The 20,411-nt window shown below is 70.0% G+C and carries 18 protein-coding genes and 2 pseudogenes; 10 read left to right on the top strand and 10 right to left on the bottom strand.

Annotated features, from left to right (window positions below; all coding sequences use genetic code 11):
- Positions 1-126: 126 nt before the first annotated feature.
- The 3 genes from GBN72_RS31170 (at position 127) to GBN72_RS34380 (ending at position 5,125) form a co-directional block, all read left to right on the top strand.
- Positions 127-4,437: an FG-GAP-like repeat-containing protein gene (locus GBN72_RS31170; RefSeq protein ID WP_151775325.1), complete on the top strand. Its 4,311-nt coding sequence runs from the start codon at positions 127-129 to the stop codon at positions 4,435-4,437.
- A 131-nt stretch (positions 4,438-4,568) separates the two neighbouring features.
- Positions 4,569-4,931, top strand: coding sequence for a transposase (locus GBN72_RS31175; protein ID WP_164540979.1), 363 nt, complete (start codon positions 4,569-4,571; stop codon positions 4,929-4,931).
- Positions 4,928-5,125 (top strand): hypothetical protein, encoded by a 198-nt coding sequence (locus GBN72_RS34380; protein WP_164540968.1) that lies wholly within the window; start codon positions 4,928-4,930, stop codon positions 5,123-5,125. Before GBN72_RS31175 ends, GBN72_RS34380 begins: the two co-directional genes overlap by 4 nt.
- Here GBN72_RS34380 and GBN72_RS35690 read toward each other — a convergent pair.
- The 3 genes and pseudogenes from GBN72_RS35690 to GBN72_RS31190 all read right to left on the bottom strand — a co-directional run.
- A pseudogene (locus GBN72_RS35690) lies at positions 5,088-5,300 on the bottom strand (DNA-binding protein); the annotation flags it as partial. The gene GBN72_RS34380 and the pseudogene GBN72_RS35690 sit on opposite strands and share 38 nt — an antisense overlap.
- Positions 5,297-5,525 (bottom strand): annotated as a pseudogene (locus GBN72_RS31185) (CopG family transcriptional regulator). The pseudogenes GBN72_RS31185 and GBN72_RS35690, both read right to left, overlap by 4 nt.
- A 358-nt stretch (positions 5,526-5,883) precedes the next feature.
- Entirely contained in the window at positions 5,884-6,687 is an 804-nt protein-coding gene (locus tag GBN72_RS31190) for an SDR family NAD(P)-dependent oxidoreductase (RefSeq protein WP_151775327.1), read from the bottom strand.
- 83 nt (positions 6,688-6,770) lie between these two features.
- On the opposite strand from GBN72_RS31190, the gene GBN72_RS31195 reads away from it, so the two are divergent.
- Positions 6,771-7,355, top strand: a complete 585-nt coding sequence (locus GBN72_RS31195) for a TetR/AcrR family transcriptional regulator (protein WP_151775328.1) — start codon at positions 6,771-6,773, stop codon at positions 7,353-7,355.
- A 180-nt stretch (positions 7,356-7,535) separates the two neighbouring features.
- On the opposite strand, the gene GBN72_RS31200 is transcribed toward GBN72_RS31195, so the two are convergent.
- Positions 7,536-8,330, bottom strand: coding sequence for a lysophospholipid acyltransferase family protein (locus GBN72_RS31200; RefSeq protein WP_151775329.1), 795 nt, complete (start codon positions 8,328-8,330; stop codon positions 7,536-7,538).
- Positions 8,331-8,509: 179 nt separating this feature from the next.
- Here GBN72_RS31200 and GBN72_RS31205 point away from each other — a divergent pair, with 179 nt between their 5' ends.
- Both GBN72_RS31205 and GBN72_RS31210 read left to right on the top strand, forming a co-directional pair.
- The gene (locus GBN72_RS31205) at positions 8,510-9,643 is read left to right on the top strand and encodes an FAD-dependent monooxygenase (protein WP_151775330.1); all 1,134 of its coding nucleotides are present in this window, start codon (positions 8,510-8,512) and stop codon (positions 9,641-9,643) included.
- 51 nt (positions 9,644-9,694) lie between these two features.
- Positions 9,695-10,219, top strand: coding sequence for a MarR family winged helix-turn-helix transcriptional regulator (locus GBN72_RS31210; RefSeq protein WP_246213021.1), 525 nt, complete (start codon positions 9,695-9,697; stop codon positions 10,217-10,219).
- Here GBN72_RS31210 and GBN72_RS31215 read toward each other — a convergent pair.
- The 6 genes from GBN72_RS31215 to GBN72_RS31240 all read right to left on the bottom strand — a co-directional run bounded on the left by GBN72_RS31215 (position 10,204) and on the right by GBN72_RS31240 (position 15,253).
- Positions 10,204-11,412 carry a DUF3500 domain-containing protein gene (locus GBN72_RS31215; protein WP_151775331.1) on the bottom strand — a complete coding sequence of 403 codons (1,209 nt, stop codon included), beginning with the start codon at positions 11,410-11,412 and terminating at the stop codon, positions 10,204-10,206. The two genes, GBN72_RS31210 and GBN72_RS31215, sit on opposite strands and share 16 nt — an antisense overlap.
- Before the next feature lie 10 nt (positions 11,413-11,422).
- Positions 11,423-11,809 (bottom strand): RidA family protein, encoded by a 387-nt coding sequence (locus GBN72_RS31220; RefSeq protein ID WP_151775332.1) that lies wholly within the window; start codon positions 11,807-11,809, stop codon positions 11,423-11,425.
- A 4-nt stretch (positions 11,810-11,813) separates the two neighbouring features.
- On the bottom strand, positions 11,814-12,665 hold the full coding sequence (locus tag GBN72_RS31225) for a fumarylacetoacetate hydrolase family protein (RefSeq protein ID WP_151775333.1): 852 nt from the start codon (positions 12,663-12,665) through the stop codon (positions 11,814-11,816).
- Positions 12,662-13,132, bottom strand: coding sequence for a YybH family protein (locus GBN72_RS31230; RefSeq protein WP_151775334.1), 471 nt, complete (start codon positions 13,130-13,132; stop codon positions 12,662-12,664). The genes GBN72_RS31225 and GBN72_RS31230 overlap by 4 nt, the downstream gene beginning before the upstream one ends.
- A complete protein-coding gene (locus GBN72_RS31235) occupies positions 13,129-14,427 on the bottom strand; it encodes an FAD-dependent monooxygenase (protein ID WP_151775335.1) in 1,299 nt (432 codons plus the stop codon). Before GBN72_RS31235 ends, GBN72_RS31230 begins: the two co-directional genes overlap by 4 nt.
- 82 nt (positions 14,428-14,509) lie before the next feature.
- Positions 14,510-15,253, bottom strand: coding sequence for a dienelactone hydrolase family protein (locus tag GBN72_RS31240; RefSeq protein WP_151775336.1), 744 nt, complete (start codon positions 15,251-15,253; stop codon positions 14,510-14,512).
- A 290-nt stretch (positions 15,254-15,543) separates the two neighbouring features.
- Here GBN72_RS31240 and GBN72_RS31245 point away from each other — a divergent pair, with 290 nt between their 5' ends.
- The 4 genes from GBN72_RS31245 to GBN72_RS31260 all read left to right on the top strand — a co-directional run bounded on the left by GBN72_RS31245 (position 15,544) and on the right by GBN72_RS31260 (position 20,402).
- Entirely contained in the window at positions 15,544-16,506 is a 963-nt protein-coding gene (locus tag GBN72_RS31245; protein ID WP_246213022.1) for an ABC transporter permease, read from the top strand.
- A gap of 67 nt (positions 16,507-16,573) precedes the next feature.
- On the top strand, positions 16,574-17,746 hold the full coding sequence (locus GBN72_RS31250) for a sugar ABC transporter substrate-binding protein (protein ID WP_151775337.1): 1,173 nt from the start codon (positions 16,574-16,576) through the stop codon (positions 17,744-17,746).
- Complete coding sequence (locus GBN72_RS31255; protein ID WP_246213023.1) at positions 17,743-19,359, top strand: sugar ABC transporter ATP-binding protein; 1,617 nt, start codon at positions 17,743-17,745, stop codon at positions 19,357-19,359. The genes GBN72_RS31250 and GBN72_RS31255 overlap by 4 nt, the downstream gene beginning before the upstream one ends.
- Entirely contained in the window at positions 19,356-20,402 is a 1,047-nt protein-coding gene (locus GBN72_RS31260; RefSeq protein ID WP_151775338.1) for an amidohydrolase family protein, read from the top strand. Before GBN72_RS31255 ends, GBN72_RS31260 begins: the two co-directional genes overlap by 4 nt.
- Positions 20,403-20,411: the final 9 nt, after the last annotated feature.

The following is a 20,411-nucleotide window of genomic DNA, read 5'->3' on the forward strand; positions in this document are numbered from 1 at the left end:
CGAGAAAGTCCCGCACCGGTGCTGTGCACGCGCCTGGCTCCGGTCGTTACCTGAGAACACGAGGAGTAGGGAATGTACTGGAAATACAGAAGACCTCTCGGGCGACACGGACTGATCCCTCGGGGGATGACGGCTCTGCTGTCGGCGAGTCTCATGCTCGCGGGTGCGGCCATGCCGGTGCCCGCGGCCGAGTCGTCCGTTTCCACGGCTCCGAGCGGTTCCGTGGAGGACGGGTCGCTGTCGGAGGAGGACGCCGCGCTGCAGCAGGCGCAGGCCGCCGGGCAGCCGGTGGAGGTCGTCGTCGCCCGCACGGAGGTGTCCGATGTGTGGGCGAACCCGGACGGGTCCTTCTCCACCAGGCGCTACGGCGCCCCGGTGCGGGTCATGCGCGGTGGCGCCTGGGTGGCGACCGATCCGACGCTGCAGTTCGCCGCCGACGGCACCGTGGTACCCAAGGCCGCTGCGGTGGATGTCACCTTCTCGGGCGGCGGCACGGGGCCGCTGTTGTCCGGGATCAAGGACGGCCGGACGTTGTCGCTGAGCTGGCCGTCCGCGTTGCCGAAGCCCACGCTCCAGGGCAACGTGGCCATGTACAGCGAGATCCTGCCGGGGGTGGACCTGCAGCTGAAGGCCGAGATCGAGGGCTTCTCCCAGCTCATCGTGGTCAAGAACGCGCAGGCCGCGGCGAATCCGGCTCTGGCCACACTGAAGTATCGGATGAGCACGGTGGGCCTGAACGTGTCGGTGGACGCCGCCACGAAGACGGTGGAGGCCACCGATCCGGCCGGGCAGAACGTGTTCACCAGTCCTTCGCCGCTGATGTGGGACTCCTCCACCACCTCGGCGGTGGGCGCGGCGGTACGGTCGCAGGCGCTGGCCGAGGACGCCGGGCCGGGGGACGTCTTCGAGCCCGCGCCGGGGGCCCAGGACGCCGAGATGGCGACCGCGGTCAACGGCAGCACGCTGGAGATCACCCCTGACCAGGAGCTCCTCACCGGTGCCGACACGGCCTACCCCGTGTACATCGATCCGTCCTGGGCCTGGGGCGAGCGGGATCACTGGACGCGGGTGTACAAGAAGTACCCGGACAACTCGTACTGGGACTCCAACGAGGTCGCCCGGGTGGGCTACGAGAACGAGACCAACGGTCTGTCCCGGTCCTTCTTCCAGTTCGACATCGGTGAGATCAAGGGCGCGAAGGTCAAGTCGTCAACGTTCCGGATCAGGAACGTGTGGTCCTGGTCGTGCCAGGACCGGCCCGTCGAGGTCTGGCACACCGGGAAGATCACCAAGCGGACCACGTGGAACCAGCAGCCGGCCAAGCACAGCCGGCTCGCCACGGTCGACGACGCCAAGGGCTGGCGAGGCAGCGACGACTGCCCGGCCGGGGCCCTCGAGTTCGACGTGACCTCCAAGCTGGCCGACGCGGCCGGCAAGAAGTGGAACAGCATCACGCTGGGCATGTACGCCTCGAACGAGGGCGACACCTTCGGGTGGAAGAAGTTCGACCCGAAGACCGCGGTGCTGGAGACCAAGTACAACAACCCGCCCAGGACCCCCTACGGCCTGGGCACCAACCCCAAGACCTCCTGCTCCGCCGGCGGCACCATCGGCAACACCACCGTCAGCGTGCACGCCACCCTCGACGACCTCGACGCGGGAAACCTGACCGCCGAGTTCCAGGTCTTCAAGTCCGGCTCGGCCACCCCGGTGGTCAGCGAGACCATGTCCACCCTCAAGCGCCGGGCCGTCACCCTGCTGCTGCCCGCGGCGGACACCCCCAGTGGCTCCTACACGTGGAAGGTGCGTGCCAAGGACCACGACAACGCCTATTCCGCCTGGTCCCAGACCTGCAAGTTCACCATCGACCGCACCCGGCCCAGCAACCCGCCGAAGATCGGTTCCCCCCAGTTCCCGGACGGCTCCGCCGGGTGGCCGACCATCACGGGCAAGGCCCGTACCCCGGGCACCTTCACCCTCACGCCCAACGGCGTCACGGACGTGGTGTCCTACCGGTGGTGGACCGACTTCGACCCGGACGTGAACAGCGTCGATGTCGCGAAGGGAGGCAGTGCCTCCGTCACCTTCTCGCCCCCGGGCTTCGGGCCGCACCGGTTGTTCGCCTACACCGTGGACAGCGCCGGCAACCGCTCGGACACCGCGACGTACCTGTTCTACGCCACACGCTCCCGCGACCGCGACGCACCCGGTGACCTCAACGGGGACACCCACAAGGACATCTGGGCCGTCGACTCCAACGGCACCCTGCTGACCTACGCGGGCCAGGGCACCGGCAAGTTCTCCGCCGCAACCAATGGCGGCCAGTCCTTCGACGCCGTCGGAATCACTTACCGCACCGACTGGGGCCAGGACGGCTACACCGACCTGATCACCCTGGAGGACGACACCACCACCGGTGGCAAGCGTCTGTGGTCCTACCCCAACAACGGCACCGGCATCGCCACCACCAACTACAACGAGGGCCGCCAGGAGCTGCACCTGGACTGCCCCTTCCCGACCCCTCCCAGCGACGAGGACCCCGAGGGCTGCGAGGCGGGGTACAACCACTGGCACGACGCCTCGCAGGTTGTCGCCCCCGGGGACATCAACGGGGACTCCATCCCCGACCTGCTGGTCAAGCAGGGCAACAAGCTGTGGGCCTACTACGGTCACTACAACAAGCGACTGGACGCCTTCGGGCCGCCCACCCTGGTCGGCGGCACCGACTGGGACAAGTTCACCGTCGTCGCCCCCGGCGACACCAACGGCGACACCGTCCCTGACATCTGGCTCCGCGACGACGCCACCGGTGACATCTGGCGTTCCTACGGCACCAAGGACCCCAGCGGCAAGCTCGACCTCGCCACCTGGGGCACCACCGGACGGGTCAAGCTCCGTGGCGGTCTCAGCAAGGCGTCCGTTCCCGACATCGGATCCGTCGGAGACCTCAACGGAGACGACCTCGCCGACCTGTGGATCCGCAAGACCGACAACAGCATGCACCTCGTTCCCGGACTGAGTGACGGCACCCTGGGCTCCGCGGTCCTGATCGACGGCGCCAACGGCGGCGTGCGGATCCCCTCCGGCACCACGATCACCCCCGGCCAGACCTACAGTTCCGCCTCCGTCACCCTGGAACTCAACAGCGGCAAGCTGCTGGTCAAGGCCAACGCCACCGGCAAGCAGCTGTGGTCGACCAACACCACCGACGGCACCAAGGCCGTCATGCAGAGCAACGGCAACCTGGTGCTCTACAAGGCCGACGACTCGACCGTCGCCTGGCAGTCGAAGACCAGCGCCGCGAACGGTTACGCCCTCCTCCAGGACCGCGGCAACCTGGTGATCCACAACGCCAAGGGGCATGCCCTGTGGTCGTCGGGCACCCATGTCCGCAAGGACTTCAACGGTGACGGCCGCAGCGACATCGCCAGCTGGTACGCCTACACCGACGGCCACGACCGGGTGCACAACTGGTACACCAACTCCGACGGCACCTTCCAGTTGCCGGCCCTGGCCTACCAGGGCGCGGTGGACAGCTGGGTCCCCGAACACATGAAGCGGATGGCCGGCGACTTCAACGGTGACGGCCGCGGCGACATCGCCGTGGTCTACGGCTACGCCACCGGGGCCGTGGCCATGTTCACCTGGCTGGCGAAGGCCGACGGCACGTTCAGCGGGGCGGTCAAGTCCTGGCAGGTCGAACCCGGCCGCTGGACCTTCTCCCGAATGTACGACCAGGTCGGTGACTACAACGGCGACGGCCGCGACGACGTCTCCATCTGGTACGACTACGCGGACGGCAGCGACAAGATCTTCACCTTCACCGCCGGAGTCGACGGGCGCTTCAACGCCCCCTTCTCCTCCTGGTACCGCGACAGCGGCTACACCCGCAGCCGCATGAAGACCACCAGCGGCGATTTCAACGGCGACGGCCGCGACGACCTCGCCGCCTTCTACAGCTTCGCCGACGGCAGGGTCAGCCTCATCACCTTCCCCAGCAAGCCGGACGGCGGCTTCGACAACACGGTCGTCCACGGCTGGGAGAGCGACACCTGGGGCAGCTTCGACCGCACCTTCGTCAACAACGGTGACTTCAACGGCGACGGCCGCGACGACATCGTCCTGTGGTACGACTACGTCGACGGTTCCGACGCGGCCATCACCTTCACCACCGACGCCACCAACGCCTTCGGCAACCGGACGGTCGCATGGTCCACCACCGCCGACGCCTTCACCCGCACCAGCATGCAGGTGGTCACCGGCGACTACAACGGCGACGGGCGTGACGACCTCGGAGCTCTCTACGGAAGGACCGACGGAAGTGTCAAGACCTACACATGGACCGCCAAGACCGACGGCCACCTGAACGCACCCGTCGGCAGCGCGGAGAAAACCACCGGCTGGAACTACGAGAACATGAGCCTCCTCGAACGGTAGGTGCCGCCGCCAGCACCCGCAGGGGCCAACGTCCGTGGGCGTGGCCCCTGCCCTGCCGACGAAGCCGCACGCGGTCGAGGTGACCCTCCCCTCGTTGCGTAGAGACCTGTCTGCAAGGGAAGTTGGGGCTCGTGGCGCAGGAGAGGCAGCAGTACGACCCGGACGTGCGTGAGGGGGCGGTACGGCTCGTGACCGAGTCGGGGCGTCCGGTCCCGCAGGTCGCCGAGGAGATGAACATCAAGCCGGCGACGCTCGCGTCGTGGGTGTCGCGTGCCCGCCGCAGGGCGAGGGCTGCCACGGTCTCCAGGGACGATGAACTCGCTCGGCTGCGGGCGGAGAACACCCAGCTCAAGCCCGAGGTCAAGGAGATCGCCGGATTCCACCGCGCAGGCGGAAGTCGCCGACCCGGCAGGGCAAGCGCCAGGCCGCCCCTGATCTGGTGCATCGTGGCTTCGACGCGGTCGCGCCGAACGTGTTGTGGTGGGGCGGCATGACCGAGATCGTCACCGGCGAGGGAAAGCTCGATCTCGCCTCGGTCCACGACGCGTTCTCCCGGCGGGCTCTCGGCTACGCGATGGGCGAGCACCGCGATGCCGAGCTGGGTGCCGGCCGCGCTGAAGATGGCGCCGGCCACCCGCGGCGGCCGGGTCGAGCCGGGAGAGGGCCCACTCCAGGGCGGGGCGGTTGATCCGGGGGTGAACGACCTCGACCAGAGTGGCCGCGGAGGTGATGACCCGGAGATCGTCGGCGCGGGCGAGGGCGAGCCAGGCAGTGACCGTGCGGTCGCTCAGGACGGCCTTCGCCAGCCCTTCGCTGTCCAGGACGAGAGTGCCGCCCGGTACCGCCGGGGAGGTACGGGTCACGCGGCGTCCGTCCGGCCCGGGCCCTGCTGCTGCCGGGCCCGGTGGAGCTCGTCGCGCAGGGCCTGGATCTCCTCGTCGGTGACGGGGCCGTGTTCCGCCTCCGCGACGGCGATGAGCTCGTTGAGATTGTCGCGCTCAACCTGACGGGCGACCGCTGCGGTCGCGGGCGGCCTCGGCGATGTCCCGTGGCATGGTGATGGAGTACTTGCCGGTAGCTTCACTCATGCCACCTGTCCTGCCGCTGGTGCTTCTCCTGGTTTCGATGTCGTTCGGTTGGGCGATCAAGCAAGCCTCTGGGAGCTCTGGGCGCCCTCGCCGTCCGGGCGGCTGGCACATCATCTGCCTGCCGCCCTGGCGATCCGTGACGCTCATTTGACGCTGATCGTGCGTACCGGGCGTGATCTTTGGACGTGCACCGGCCCTGACCTGTATGTCTTTGCGACTCGCCGAAATTCGACCTCTTCTCGATGACCCACCACATGGCGTGCGTGGCGATCCTGGAGCCCGCGGCTCCGGTCGGCTCTCGGCGTGCTGTGCCGTGTCCGGCCGGGGGGCCGGTCCACGCCGGCTCCCCCGGCCGTCGTCATGTCCCCTCGGCGGTGAGCCGGCTGACGACCCGGATCACCTGGCGTCGGGTGGCCAGGCGTCGGGTGAGGGCGGCGGCCACCCGGTTCATGCGTCCCGCGATGACGCTGGGGGGCGGGTTCCTGCGGTCCAGGGCGGTGAGCGCGGTGCGGACGACGTCGGCGGGCGAGGCGAGCTTGCTCCCTCCGGCGGCCCGCATGGTGCCGACGACGTCGAAGAACTCGGTCCGGGTGGCGCCGGGGGACAGGGCGAGCACCCGCAGCCCGGTGCCGCGGGACTCCTCCCACAGGGCCTCGGTGAGGCTCAGCACGAACGCCTTGGTCGCTCCGTAGAGCGCCATGCGGGGGTTGGGCTGATAGGCGGCCATGCTCGCCACGTTGACCAGCACTCCGCGCCCTTCCTCGCGCAGTTGCTCGATGAACGCGCGGCTGATGTCGGCCACGGCCGTCACGTCCACGGCGATCTCCCGGCGCAACCGCTCCGGATGCGCTTGGTGGAACGGGCCGAAGGTGGCGAACCCGGCGTTGTTGATCACGCTGGTGACGCGCAGGCCGAGCCGCTCCACCCGTGCGGCCAGCGCCTGTCCGGGGGTGTCCGTGGCCAGGTCCATCTCCATGACGTGGACCTGGACGCTGTGGTGAGCGCGCAGTTCGGCGGCCAGCTCCTCCAGGCGTTCCCTGCGCCGGGCGACCAGTACCAGATCGGAGCCGCGGGCGGCGAGCCGGCGGGCGAACTCGGCACCGAGACCGGCGCTGGCACCGGTGATCAGTGTGGTCTGTCCGTGATAGTCGACGGCTGTCATGGTGACCCTTCTTTCAGTCGCTGCCTAGTTGGCAGTTAATGCCAAGTAGGCGGCTCCTGTCCAGAGGCGATAGCCTGATGTTCATGACGACTCTGTGGGATCGCTCGCGACAGGTGGCCGCCCAGGCGATCCTGGACACGGCGGTCCGCCTGTTCGCCGAGCAGGGTTACGAGCAGACGACGATCGCGCAGATCGCCCGGGAGGCGGGGATCTCGCAGCGCTCCCTGTTCCGCTACTTCGGCACCAAGGAGGACCTGGTCTGCGGGGATCAGGATGCCCTGGGCGAGCTGCTGAAGCGGACGGTCGAGCGGCAGCCTGCCGAGATGTCCGCCTGGGACGCCCTGCGCGCCGGCTTCGAGGTCCTCCTGACGGCCAACCACACCGCTGAGCGGGCGCTGGAACTCTCCCGTCTCATCTTCGACACTCCCTCGCTGCACGCCCGCTACATCGAGAAGCGTCTGCGCTGGCAGGCCGCACTCATCCCGGTCGTCCAGGTGCGGCTGGGTGCCGCCACCGGCTTGGCACCCGACCCGCGCGCCAAGGCGATCATCGCGACGGTCTTCGCCTGCGCGGACACGGCGACCGAGCTGTGGGTCGGACACGACGGACGGCTCGACCTGGCCGACCTCTACGACCAGTGCCTCGCGGCGGTGCGGGACTCCGGCTGAGGCGGCGTGCGGGCAGGCGCGGCGGGGGCGTCTTCCTGTAGGAGCGCACGGTGCGACCGTTCGTTCCGGGGTGCCCTCGGGTCTTCGCCGCGTGCGGCAGGGCGGGGACGCCCGGTCACCTGCCTGCGGTTCTCGGCGGCCGGGCGGACCGGCCGGCGGGGAGATGCTGACGCGGAACCCTCAGGCCGCGCCCGCCCGGCGGTCCTCCCGTGAGTCCGGGCCGGCTTCGTGGGCGGGGCGGGACTTGCGGGCGGGGCGGGGTTCCTCGCGGAGCTCCTCCAGCAGCGTGGTGATCGCGTCCATGATCCGCAGCCCGGCCTCCTCGAGGACCGGTGCCGTGATCTCCCTCCCTCGCAGGTCGGAGAGGTCCACGGGCGGGCCGGCCATCACCCGCAGCACGGTCCGCCGGTACCAGGGCCGGGAGCGGCGCACCACGCTGCCGGCCGCGGGGATGAGCTCGTGCGCGTTCCACTGGGCGACCGGGATCACCGGTGCCCCCGTCTCCAGTGCCAGCCGGGCCACGCCCGTCTTGGCCCGGGACGGCCACAGTTCGGGGTCGTCGGTGAAGGTGCCCTCCGGGTAGACGGCCACGCAGCAGCCCCGGGCCAGCGCCTCCTTGGCGTCCACCAGCGCGTCCGAGGCGCGGGAGGTGCGCCGGTGCACGGGTATGTGGCCCATGCTGCGCAGCGCCGCCCCCAGTACGGGTACCGAGAACAGTGGCGCCTTGCCCAGGAACCGGGCGGGACGGCCGCTGTGGTACTGGAACAGGCCGTAGGAGAACGGGTCCGCGTACGAGGTGTGGTTGACCGCCGTGAGGTAGCCGCCGGACGCCGGCAGGTGATGGCGGCCCCGCCAGTCGCGCCGTGCGACGGCCCGGACGAGCGTCCCCGCGAGCGCGGCCGTGAACCAGTAGACCGGCCCGGCTCCGTTGCCGGTGCGGGACTCCCCGGCGGATCTTGTCTCCCCTTGCAGCATGGAGCTGTTGTACATGACAGACGGCGGCGCGAACATCCCCTGCTCGCACCGCGGGAACGGTGACCCGCGTCGTCAGAACCATTGACAGACATATATATGTCTCCGTATTTTTCGGCCCGTGGCGCACGCCACAACACGCCTGACGCGCGTCAACGCCGCGCGATCGGAGGGGAGTTGTCATGGCCCGAGGTTCGATCCTGGTCGTCGGTGGAGGTATCGGCGGTCTCGCGGCGGCCATCGCCGTTCAGCAGAAGGGCTTCGACACGACGGTCGTCGAGCTCCACCCGGACGTCCGCTCGTCCGTCCACGGCGTCGGCATCATCCAGCCGATGAACGCCCTGCGGGCGCTCGACATGATCGGCTGTGCCCAGGACTGCATCGCGGCCGGCTACCCGGCCAGGCGCTGGGGCGGCCTCTACTCCACCGACGGCACCTTCATCAAGGAGATGCCGGGCACGCCCGTCCCCGGTGTCGACCTGCCCCCGATGAACGGCCTCACCCGTCCGAAGCTGCACGCGATCCTGACCTCCCACGCCCTCGAGGCGGGCGTGACCCTCCGCTACTCGACGACCTTCACGGAGCTCGAGGACGACGGCGCCGGCGTCGACGTCACCTTCACCGACGGCTCCGCCGGCCGCTTCGACGTCGTCGTCGGTGCCGACGGCGTCCACTCCAGGACCCGGGGCCACGTCGTGGAGGGCGAGGTCGCGCCCTCCTACATCGGGCAGTCGGCCTACCGCGTCAACATTCCCCTGCTGCCGGAGATCGACAGCATCATCCTGCAGGCCGGCCCTGCGGGCATGGCCGGTCTCGTCCCCATCGGCAAGGATCTGGCCTACCTCTTCTACAACGCCCACATGGCGAAGCAGAGCCCCGGCTCGGGAATGGACAGCGCCGGGAAACTGCGCGAGTACCTCGCTCCGTTCGGTGGCCTCATGGGCCGCATCCGCGACGAGTTCGTCACCGACGACCGCGACATCGTGCTGAGGCCCGAGGAGTCCCTGATAGTGGACGCCCCATGGCACAGGAGCCGCGTCGTCCTGATGGGCGATGCCGTCCACGCGATCACGCCGCACCTCGGGCAGGGCGCCGCCCAGGCGATCGAGGACGGCGTCGTGCTGGCCGACTGCCTCGACGGGCATGACGACCCGGAGGCGGCCTTCGCGGAGTACACCGACCGCCGGTTCGAGCGCTGCAAGCTCGTCGTGGACACCTCGCTGGACATCGCGGAGTGGGAGATGGGCCGCAAGCCGGGCTTCGACAACATCGCCGCCACCGACCACGTCCTGGAGGTGATGGCCCAGCCCCTCTGAGCACGCTCTGAGCTGTGCCTCGCCGCGGGGGCGTTCGTTACGATGGGCCGGATGAGCCCTTCCCCGCACCAGCGTGAGCTGGCCGACGTCCTGCGCGAGCTCGGGTGGACCGTCCACCGGCGGACACCCGAGCGGGCGGGCGTCGGCCCCATTCCGACCACCGAGCTGGCGTTGCTCAAGCAGGTGATCGACGCGCCGGGATCCACCGTCGGTGAGCTGGCGCAGGCGCTCGGACTGCGTCAGCCCAATGTGAGCGCGGCGATCCGGGTCCTGGCCGATCGTGGCTACGTGGTCAAGGAGAGCAGCCCCAAGGACCGCCGCATCACGCTGGTCAGGCCCACCGCGCTCGGGTGCTCGGAGCACGAGGCGATCGCGGACAGCTGGGCGGCGCCGATACGGGTGGCCCTGGAGGGGCTGAGCGCGGATCACCGGTCGGCGATCGAGCAGGCCGCGGAGGCGCTGGCGGCTCTGCACGAACGCCTCCGCGTCGTCGAGCAGGGCGAGGCGCAGGGCCCGGCGCAGATCGAGGCGTCGGTCCAGCCGCCGTCGCGCCGCCGGCGTCAGTGCTTCACATAGACCTCCGGGACGTACCACCCGCCGGTCTCGAGCGGTGCGTCCTCGGCCGGCCGGTTCGACACCAGCCGACGCCGCAGGTGCCGGCCGTCCGGGCCGTGCCGCGCATAGTGGTCGAGCAGCAGGTCGTGGCCGAGGTCGTTGTTGAGGTCACGCCAGACGGCGTGGACGTGCTGGCCCGCGGCGACCGCGTTGTCGGCCTCGACGAGCAGGTCACGCGTGGAGATCCGGTAGTAGTGGGCGGTGTTCGCCTCGCGTCCGCCGGCCCAGGCGAAACGGAGGTTGCGCGGGTCGGCCGCCAGCACCTGCTCGCGGTACTGCCGGGCCAGCTCGTCGGGGCCGGTCTCCACGTAGTAGAGGAGAAGGCCGCGTACGGCATCGAGCTGCTCGCCGGTCAGGTCGGCGCCGCTGATGCCCGACGGGTCGGCCTTCACGAAGCGCAGGCGCTCGCGGTCCTCGTCGGTCGTCTCGTAGCCGACGATCCCGAGGTCGACCCAGTCGGGCCATTCCTCGGCCCCCACGTAGGGCACCTGACGGGTGACGAAGTCGGCGGGCGCGACGTCGTGGACGACGGCCTGCTCCTGGGCGTCGGGGGAGAGCGAGTGCAGGATCGACAGAGCCCGGCGCTCGTTCTCGCCGAGCGCGTCCAGCACGCCGGCGCCGACGGGCTGCGCGCCCATCGCGAGCGGCGTGACCGTCAGATAACGCTGCCCGACGATGGTGCAGTTGAGGGACAGGTGGTGGCCGATGACCCGCCAGCCCCATGTGTCCTCGAAGCCGGGCCGCCCCCAGAAGCTGAACCAGTAGCCTTCCGGGTCACGGAAGTTGCCGGCGAGGACGCCGAAGCCGCGCTCGGTCACCTCGAGTTCGCGCAGCATGTTCTCCGTGGCCATCACGGAAAGCGCCTGGCTGTAGCCGCGCATGCCGAGGCCGGCCTTGAGCAGCGAGTGCGCGATGACCTTCTGGTGCCGGTCGAGCGCGTGCAGCGGGATGCCGGCCCGGTCGGGTTTGGGGATGAAGTCCCAGTCGACACGGCCCGGAGCGTCCATGTCGGGCACGATCGCCGCGGCCTTGAGGTCGGGGCGGAGCGAGTCGAGCAGGGCCCAGGTGGCGAAGAGCATCCGCTTGATGGTGACGGGTGCCTCGTAGGTCATGGGGCCGGGCGAGGAGCCTGCGGAATCGGGCAGGTGCGTCATGGTTCCTTCCTCAGTCGCTGAGCACCGCGAGCAGGTCGCAGTGGACGACGGCGCCGCGGTCGAGCCGGGCCGCGATCGCCTGCCGGGCGGGCCGGCAGGCCGGGTCGGGGAACATCGCCAGCCACTCACGGTTGAGTGCCTCGCGGTCGTCGGGATCGGCGAGGTGGAACGTCATCTTGAGGATGTCGTCCGTCGTGCCGCCGAGCTCGGCCATCAGGGTGCGGACATGGGCGAAGACGTGCGCGAACTGCCGGTCGGCATCGGGGGCCATCTCGCCGGTCGCCGGGTCGCGGCCGGTGATGGCGCCGGTCGCGACGAACGGGCCGATCCGGCCGGCGGCGGGGATCGGGTTGACGTGGCCGAACCCGGGGAGGTCGACGCTGGTGCGGGTGCCCATGCGCTCAGCCCTCGGCGACGACGCGGTTCTCGATGTGGCCGAGGCCCTCGATCTCCGCGCGGACTACGTCGCCGACCTTGAGGAACTCGCCCCGCGACGCGCCGATGCCCGCCGGCGTGCCGGTGGCGAGGATGTCGCCCGGCATGAGGGTGAAGACCTGCGAGAGGTAGGCGATCTGCTCGTGGATGTCGTGCACCATGTCGCTGGTCGGCCAGTCCTGGCGGACCTCGCCGTTGACGCTGAGGGTCATCCGCAGGTCGTGCGGGTCGGCGATCTCGTCGTCGGTGGTCAGCCAGGGGCCGATCGGGCCGTGGGTGTCGAAGGACTTGCCGAGGGTGAACGTCGGCGACTTCTTCTGCAGCCAGTCGCGGACCGACACGTCGTTGGTGACGAGGTAGCCGGCGACGACCGAGCGGGCGTCCTCGACGGACACGTGCTTGCAGCGCCGGCCGATCACCACGCCGAGCTCGATCTCGTAGTCGAGGGCGTCGGAGATGCCCGGCTTCACGACGGCGTCGTAGGGGCCGACGATGCAGGAGACCTGCTTGTTGAACCACATCTGGTTCTCCGGCACCGGGATGCCCGCCGCGCGCGCCTCCTCGGCGTGCTCCTTGTAGTTCATGCCGATGCCGAGGTACTTCTGCGGATCGTCGATCGGGGCCTCGAGGACCACGTCGGCCAGCGGGTGCGACGGCCCGTCGGCCGCGAGGATCGCCTGCTTCAGCGAGGGCAGCAGGGGCAGGACCGTCCGCAGCGACGTGCCGCCGACGACGTCGGAGATGTCGGTGACCCGGTCACCGTCGACACGGCCGAGCCGCGTCGGCCCGTCGGTGGTGTGGAAGCGTGCGATCTTCACTGCTGTTCCTCCTGGGCGATCCTGTCGAGGCCGGCCTTCTCCTCGGTGGTGGGGGTCCAGACGTGCTCGCCGTCCGGGGTCATCTGGAAGCTCACGAAGCGCCAGGCGCCGTCCTCGCAGCGCCGCAGCACCTGGATCACCTGGCCGGCGACCGTGCGTTCGGAGCCGTCCGGGCTGCCGAGGCGGTTGGTGAGACGGCCCGTCATGATCGCGACGTCGCCGATCACCCGGATGGTGAGCTCGCCGCGCATGGCGCCCTTGTAGGGCGCCCGGTTCGCGACGTGTTCCAGGAGCTGGGCCTTCGTGTGGGTCAGACCCGGCGCGTGGGTGTGGATCAGCGAGTCGTCGTACAGGTCGCGCAGCGTGTCGAGGTCGATCTCCAGCAGCGCCCGCCGGCGGCGCTCCTCCACCTCGAGGATCGCCGCGCGCGTGGCCTCGTCGGCCAGGACGACCGGGGCGGCGCTCATGCCGTGGCCCCGTACCCGGCGCGGTCGTCGGTGCGGTAGCCCGTCGCCTCGCCGGCCTCGAAGCCGGGGCGGGGCGAGCCGACCAGCGCGTGGTACTTGCTGAAGATCTCGTCGGCCTCCGCGAGCGGGAGCACCTGCTCGATGTCGTCGAAGGGCGCGCCCCCGGTGCGCTCGGCGACCATGCGGCGGATGACCTCGTACCCCTCGCCGCGCATGTTCAGCACGATCCGGTTGACGCCCTCGCGGCGGGCCGCGTCGTACGCGACGAAGGCCGCGTGCGGGTCGTCCGGCGTCTCGGCGAGCTTCTGCACGACGACACGGGCGTCGAGCATCGCCTGGGTGATGCCGTTGCCGCCGCGGGGGTACATCGCGTGGGCGGCGTCGCCGAGCAGGACGACCCGGCCGTCGACCCAGTTGTCCAGCGGGTCGTGGCGGATCAGCGGGAAGAGGTAGACCTCGCGGGCCTCGCGCATCATCCGCCGGACGTCGAGGAAGGGCAGGTCGACGGTGTCGAAGAGCGGGATGACCTCGCTGATGTCGCCGACCTGGTTCCAGTCCTCGATGGTCTCCTCACCGTTGGTCTCGGCGACCCAGTTGACCAGCGTCCTGCCGGTGCCCTCGAAGTCGTCGGCGATGGGGTAGACGATCATCGAGGCGATGTTCGGGTCACCGATGTGCAGGATCGTGTGGCCGTTGCGGAAGGGCTTCATGAGGGTGGTGCCGCGCCACATGGTGATGCCCGAGAAGTGCGGCTCGGCGAGGTCGGGGAACATCTGCCTGCGGATGGCGGACTTGATGCCGTCGGCGGCGACGACCGCGGCGTGACGGGCCTGCCCGGTGCTGCCGTCGGCGTACCGGAGGTGGAGGGTCACGCCGGTGCCGTCCTGCGAATAGCCGGTGACCCCGACGCCGAGGTGGATCGCGTCCGGGCCCAGGCGCTCGAGCGCGGCCTTGTGGAACAGCATCTGGAGCGTGCCGCGGTGCACGAAGCGCTGCTCGTGCAGATAGCCCATGTGCACGCCGCACTTCTCGGCGTAGATCTCCTGGCCGAAGTGGTTGTAGAAGATCGAGTCCTCCGCGTCGACGGAGATCGCGCGGAACTCCCCGAGCAGGCCGAGGTCGTCGATCTCGGCGGTGCCGACGGTCTTGATGTCGACGCCGACACCGAGCGGCTTGAGCTCGGGCACGACCTCGTAGACGGTCGGGCGGAAGCCCTGCTGGTGCATGCGGAGCGCGGTGAGCAGGCCGGCCGGCCCGGCGCCGATGATCGCGATGTCGAGATCTGATGTGGTCATGTCGTCCTCGTCGAGTGCGGGGTGCGGGGTGCGGGGTGCGGGGTGCGGGGTCGGGGGTTGGGGAGAGGGGCGTGGGGCGCCGTCAGGAGGCGGGAGCGGAGAGTTCGGTGAGGAAGCCGGTGGTGGCTGTCCAGGCGCGTCCGGCGCTGAGCGGGTTGTGGGCGAACAGCTCGGGCTGGGGGGAGTCGGCGGCCTTCCGGCTGGTGAAGGCGTGGGTGGTGTCGCTGTAGAGGTGGAGCTGGTGGTCGAGCCCGGCGGAGCTCAGGTGGTCCACGAGCCGGCTGCGCAGGGCAGGGGTCGCCATGGGGTCGTCGGCGCCGATCATCAGCAGCACCGAGCCCGAACCCGGGGTGCTCCAGTCCTGGCCGAGCAGGTCGAGCCCGGGGTGCACCGCGGCGACGCCGGCGACCTCGGCCCCGGTGCGGAGGTACTCGAGCGCCGAGGAGCCGCCGAAGCAGTAGCCGAGGAGGACCAGCGGGCGGCCGGAGAACTCCGGCTGCCCGGCGAGCGCCGCGCGGGCGGCGGCGACGCGCCCCAGCCACCGGTCGCGGTTCCCGGTCATGGAGCCGATCAGCGGTCCTATCTCGGCCGGGGAGGCGGGAGCGGCGCGCTCGCCCCACAGGTCGGCCATGAACACGGGGTGTCCGGCCCCGGCGAGCCGCGTCGCGTGGCAGGTCATCTCCTCGCTGATGCCGAAGGCGTCGTGCAGGAGCAGGACCGCGGCGGCGGAGTCGTCGGCCGCCCGGCCCGGCGGGGGCACGACCAGGCCCATCATGCGGGTCCCCTCGTGCCGGTACTCGACGTCCCGGCCGACTTTCCAGGTCACGGTGTTCCGCCTCTCCGCGCATGCCGATGTGGTGCGCACCACAGGGTGCCCGAGAACCGTAAAGGAGATCGTGTACGATTTCAACTGCGATTTGACGTGCTCGAAGGGTTGCGTCGCAGGCGATTGTGTATATCGTTTCGTACACGATCCGATCGGTGATCGACATCACAGCCCGCATCGCGCCAGTTAGTCAGGGAGCGTCAGATCCCATGTCAGACATGTCCTCGGCCGCACAGCCGGCCACCGGCGTGACGCCGTCGCCGGTACCTGCCCCCAGCTCTCCCGTGTCCGTGAAGAGCGGTAAGGGTGCGGTCTGGTTCGCCTCACGTTTCGCGGTCATCGGCGTCTGGATCGTGCTCGCGGCCCTCTTCGCCGTTCTGCGTCCCGACACGTTCCTGACGTCGGGCAGTTTCAAGGTGATCTTCGGCAGTCAGAACCAGGCGGCACTCGTCTTCCTGACCGCCGCGCTGCTCTGCACGATCGTCGTCGGCGAGTTCGTCGACATGTCGGTCGCCTCCAACTTCGGACTCGCGGCCATCATGCTGACGATCCTCAACGTCAACCACGGGTGGAGCGTGGGGGCCGCGGTGCTCGCCTCGCTCGTCCTGTCCACCGTGGTCGGCGCCGTGAACGGCTGGCTGGTGGTCAAGGTGGGCGTCAACACCATCGTCGTGACGCTCGGCATGGGCACCTTCCTGCTGGGGTTGGCGCTGTGGGTCTCCGACCTGATGCCGGTCGGCGGTCTCCCCACGGACTTCAAGGACATCGCGCTCCTGCCGGTCGCCGGCCTCCCGATCAGCTTCTTCTACGGGCTGGTGCTCATGCTCGGGTTCGCCTACGTCCTGCACTTCACGCCGCTGGGCCGCAACATGCGGTTCGTCGGCGAGAGCCGCGAGGTCAGCCGGCTGGCCGGTGTGCGCGTCACGCGGCTGCGGGTGGGCGCCTTCGTCGTCGCGGGCCTCATCGCCGGCGTGGGCGGTGTGCTCTCCGCCGCGGCCACCGGCGGCTTCGACCCCAACGTGTCGCAGAGCTACCTGCTGCCGATCTTCGCGGCGACGTTCCTCGGCACGGCGATCCTGCAGCCGGGACGGTTCAACCCGATCGGCACCCTCATAGCCGTCTTCTTCCTGGCGACCGGCGTGCTCGGGCTCCAGCTCCTGGGAGCCACCTCGTGGATCACGAGTGTCTTCTACGGCGGCGTCCTGGTCGTCGCCGTCACCATCTCGACGGTGCTGCGCAACCGCTCGCGCTGACCACCCGCCGTTCCTCCCCGGAACACTCCTGCCCCGCCCGGCCCTCAGCAGACAACGGAGTTTCGCCATGAGATCCGCACGCCGACCCGCACGCCTCACCCCACGCCGACGCCCCCGCACATGGGCCGCGGCCGCCGGCATCGCCCTCCTCGCCGGCACCCTCACCGCCTGCGGCGGTGACTCCGAAGCCACCGGATCCGCCGACGCCGCCCCGTCCTCCGCGGCCGGCGACGAACTGGCCACCGCGATGAAGCCGCTGGACGCCTACCCCGTCCCGACGGAGAAGCTCGACAAGGTCGACTCCCTGGCCGGCAGGACGATCTTCTACATCCCGATCACCAAGCAGGCCCCGCAGTTCACCACCACCGAGAAGACCCTCACCGCCGCCGCCGAGGCCGCGGGCCTGCGCGTCCAGGTCTGCGACGGCAAGGGCACGCCGACCGACATCGGTGGCTGCATCGGCCAGGCGACGGACGCCGGGGCCGCGGCCGTCATCGCGGACGCCATCCCGTACAAGCTGGCGGGCAACGGCCTCGATGCCGCGCAGAAGGCGGGCATCCCGGTCGTCATCAGCAACCAGGTGCCCGACCCGGCGCACCCGGCCTCCAAGACGCTCACCTGGGTGCCGGTTCCCGGCGGCGAGCAGCAGGTCCGCCTGTTCGACTGGATCACCGCGGACTCCCGGGGCAAGGCCAACATCCTGATCAACCAGAGCTCCGACGGCCCGTCGCCCGCCGCCTACGTCGCCGAAGGCCGGGCCACGCTTGAGAAGAACTGTCCGAACTGCAAGCTGACGGTCAACCAGGTCACGTCCTCCAACTTCGCGCTCATCCCCTCCTCGACCAGTGCCGCGCTGCTCAAGGACCCGGCCATCACCTACGTCGACTCGCAGTTCGAGCAGTACCTGCAGCCCACCCAGGGCGGTGTCCAGCAGGCGTCGCGCACGGACATCAAGGTCGTCACCGGCTCCGTCTCCCTCGGCGGCATGAAGGCCGTCAAGTCCGGCTCGCTGGCGGCCGCCACCGCCCAGGCCGCGGCCTACCAGGGCTGGGTCAACACCGACGCGGCGCTGCGCCTGATCCTCGGTCAGCCGGTGCCGGAGTACACCATCCCCACCCGGCTGTTCACCAAGGACAACATCGGCGACGTCGAGCTGACCGAGGAGGCCGAGCTCTCCGGCGAGTGGTTCGGCCCGGCCGGCTTCTCCGAGGACTTCAAGAAGCTGTGGGGCATCGCGTGAGCGGACACACCGTGCCGGCCCCGGCGGGAGACGCCGCCCTCCCGCCGGGCCCCCGGCTGGCCGTCGAGGCGGTCTCCATGACCTTCGGCAGCGCCACCGTGCTGCGCGACGTCACCATGGACGTGCGTCCCGGAGAGATCCACGCGCTCGTCGGGCAGAACGGGTGCGGCAAGTCCACCCTCGCCAAGATCCTCACCGGCCTCCACCGACCTGACCCCGGCAGCCGCGTCACGGTCGACGGCGTCGAACTGCGCCTCCCGGTCCGGCCCGACGAGTCCCGCGCCGCGGGGGTCGCCGTCGTCCATCAGAGCCTCGGCCTCGTGCCGGACGCCACCGTGCTGGAGAACACCCGGCTCGGCCGGTACAAGGGCTCGCGTTTCTGGCGCCGGATCGACTGGAAGGCCGAGGCCGAGGCGACGGAGGCCGTCTTCGAACGGCTCGGTCCGCGCCGGATCCCCCTCGACGCCAAGGTCGCGGACCTGCACGAGGACGAGAAGGCGGTCGTCGCGATCGCCCGTGCCGTGCAGGACCTCGAGGAAGGCGGCGGCATCGTCATCTTCGACGAGTCGACACGCGCCCTCGGCCGTGAGTCGCTCGAGCGGTTCTTCGGCCTGCTCGACCGCATCGTCGCGACCGGCACCTCCGCCCTGCTCATCACGCACCGCCTGGAGGAGGTCGTCGAGGCGGCCGACCGGGTCACCGTGCTCCGCGACGGCGAGGTCGTCGTGGCCGGCAAGGAGGTGGAGGGCATGACGAAGTCCGAGCTCGCGCACCTCATGCTCGGGCGGGAGGTCGAGGGCCTCGAGCGCCGCACCGCCGAGGCCGCGGAGAGCGAAGCCGCCCCCGTCGTGATCGACGGGCTCACGGGAGGCGGGGTCCGCGAGCTGTCCCTGACCCTCCGCCCCGGGGAGGTCGTCGGTGTCACGGGCCTCAGCGGGTCCGGGCACGACGACGTGCCCTACCTGATCAGCGGTGTGGCCAGGGCCAAGGGCGGCACCGTGACCCTGCCCGCGGGACGCGTCGCGCTCAAGGGCCTGTCGCCGGCGTCCGCGATCGGCAACGGCATCGCGCTCGTCCCGGAGGGCCGCGAGTCGGCGGGCCTCGTCGGCGCGATGACCGTGACGGAGAACATCGCGTTCCCGCAGACCTGCACCGCGAAGGCATCGGCCAAGCTGCGGCCGCTCGGCGGCGGCGCCGAGAAGCAGCGGGCGGCCGACTGGATCGAGCGTCTCGACGTCCGGCCCCCATGGCCGCACGCGGCGCTCGGCACCATGAGCGGGGGCAACCAGCAGAAGGTGCTCCTGGCCAAGTGGCTGGCGACCGACCCGTCGCTGCTGGTGCTCCACGAACCGACCCAGGCCGTCGACGTGGGCGCGCGCAAGACCATCGTCGAGGCGGTCCGCGAGGCCGCCCGCGAGGGCCGCGCCGTGCTCGTCGCCGGTTCCGACGAGAACGAACTCGCGCTGCTGTGCGACCGCGTCCTCGTCTTCGACAACGGTGTGGTCGAGCGGGAGCTCACCGGTGAGCTCACCCCCCACGACATCGTCCAGGCCATCTACACCAACAGCCCGCGCACCAGGCTGCGCGAGCGCACCACGCGAGGAGCGTCATGACCGTCGTCGACATCAACATCCACCACCTGCCCGAGGACCTCTTCACCAACGAGAAGATCCTCAACGGCTTCCTCGACAGCGCCCCCCGCGGCTTCGGGGAGATCGCCAGCGTCATCACCATGGAGGACGGCAAGAAGCAGCTTGTGCTGGAGAAGCCGAAGGGCTACCCCAACCTCAACTACGTCGAGGGCGATTACTCGACCGAGGCCAAGCTGAAGGCGATGGACGAGGCCGGCGTCGACTACGGCGTCATGCGCGTCCCGGTCTGGCAGGAGTGGCTGGGCCTCGAGACGTGCAGGGCGGTCAACGACAACGCCGCCAAGATCGTCGCGGAGTCCGAAGGCCGCCTCTTCTCCACCGCCTGCGTCCCGCCGTGGGGCGGCAAGGAGAACGTGTACGAGCTCGAGCGCTGCCTCGACAACGGCGCCGTGGGCGTCCAACTGGCCTGTCACTACGGCCAGCTCTACCTCGACGACGAGGCCTTCAAGCCCTACCTCAAGGTGCTCAACGACAAGAAGGTCCCGGTCATCGTCCACCACACGCCGCTCCCGGTGGAGTGGAAGTCGGTCATCGACTACCAGAACTTCCGCCGTGAGTACGGCCGCATCATCGACCAGGGCATCGCGGTCGGCCGCGAACTCTTCAGCGGCATGTTCGACGAGTTCCCCGACCTGAAGTTCATCCACACCATGCTCGGCGGCAACTGGTTCGCGGCCACGGCCCTGCTCACCCCGCACGCCCCCAAGGCCGGCGAGGCGATGCAGCGCCTGTCGACGAGCGGTGGCGACAAGATCAAGCAGTACCTCGAGAACAACATCTTCTTCGACCTGACCCACCCCCACTCGTGGGGAAAGATCCAGATCGAGGCGGCCCTGCAGATCAACGGCGCCGACCACTACATGTTCGGCTCCTCGTTCCCCGTCTTCCGCTCCTGGATGAGCCAGGGCGTCGACTTCGTCAAGAACGAGCTCGACATCAGCGACGCCGACCGCGAGGCCGTGCTGTACGGCAACGCCAAGAAGATGTTCGACCTCCCGATCTGACCCGCACCG

This window comes from Streptomyces abyssomicinicus (assembly GCF_008974245.1).
Lineage (GTDB): Bacteria > Actinomycetota > Actinomycetes > Streptomycetales > Streptomycetaceae > Streptomyces > Streptomyces abyssomicinicus.

Bases quoted from the DNA above. Each gene is read 5' to 3' on its own strand.
- GBN72_RS31170 (WP_151775325.1), top strand. From the start codon at position 127: ATGACGGCTCTGCTGTCGGCGAGTCTCATGCTCGCGGGTGCGGCCATG.
- GBN72_RS34380 (WP_164540968.1), top strand. From the start codon at position 4,928: ATGACCGAGATCGTCACCGGCGAGGGAAAGCTCGATCTCGCCTCGGTC.
- GBN72_RS31190 (WP_151775327.1), bottom strand. From the start codon at position 6,687: ATGACAGCCGTCGACTATCACGGACAGACCACACTGATCACCGGTGCC.
- GBN72_RS31195 (WP_151775328.1), top strand. From the start codon at position 6,771: ATGACGACTCTGTGGGATCGCTCGCGACAGGTGGCCGCCCAGGCGATC.
- GBN72_RS31200 (WP_151775329.1), bottom strand. From the start codon at position 8,330: ATGCTGCAAGGGGAGACAAGATCCGCCGGGGAGTCCCGCACCGGCAAC.
- GBN72_RS31205 (WP_151775330.1), top strand. From the start codon at position 8,510: ATGGCCCGAGGTTCGATCCTGGTCGTCGGTGGAGGTATCGGCGGTCTC.
- GBN72_RS31210 (WP_246213021.1), top strand. From the start codon at position 9,695: ATGAGCCCTTCCCCGCACCAGCGTGAGCTGGCCGACGTCCTGCGCGAG.
- GBN72_RS31215 (WP_151775331.1), bottom strand. From the start codon at position 11,412: ATGACGCACCTGCCCGATTCCGCAGGCTCCTCGCCCGGCCCCATGACC.
- GBN72_RS31220 (WP_151775332.1), bottom strand. From the start codon at position 11,809: ATGGGCACCCGCACCAGCGTCGACCTCCCCGGGTTCGGCCACGTCAAC.
- GBN72_RS31230 (WP_151775334.1), bottom strand. From the start codon at position 13,132: ATGAGCGCCGCCCCGGTCGTCCTGGCCGACGAGGCCACGCGCGCGGCG.
- GBN72_RS31235 (WP_151775335.1), bottom strand. From the start codon at position 14,427: ATGACCACATCAGATCTCGACATCGCGATCATCGGCGCCGGGCCGGCC.
- GBN72_RS31250 (WP_151775337.1), top strand. From the start codon at position 16,574: ATGAGATCCGCACGCCGACCCGCACGCCTCACCCCACGCCGACGCCCC.
- GBN72_RS31260 (WP_151775338.1), top strand. From the start codon at position 19,356: ATGACCGTCGTCGACATCAACATCCACCACCTGCCCGAGGACCTCTTC.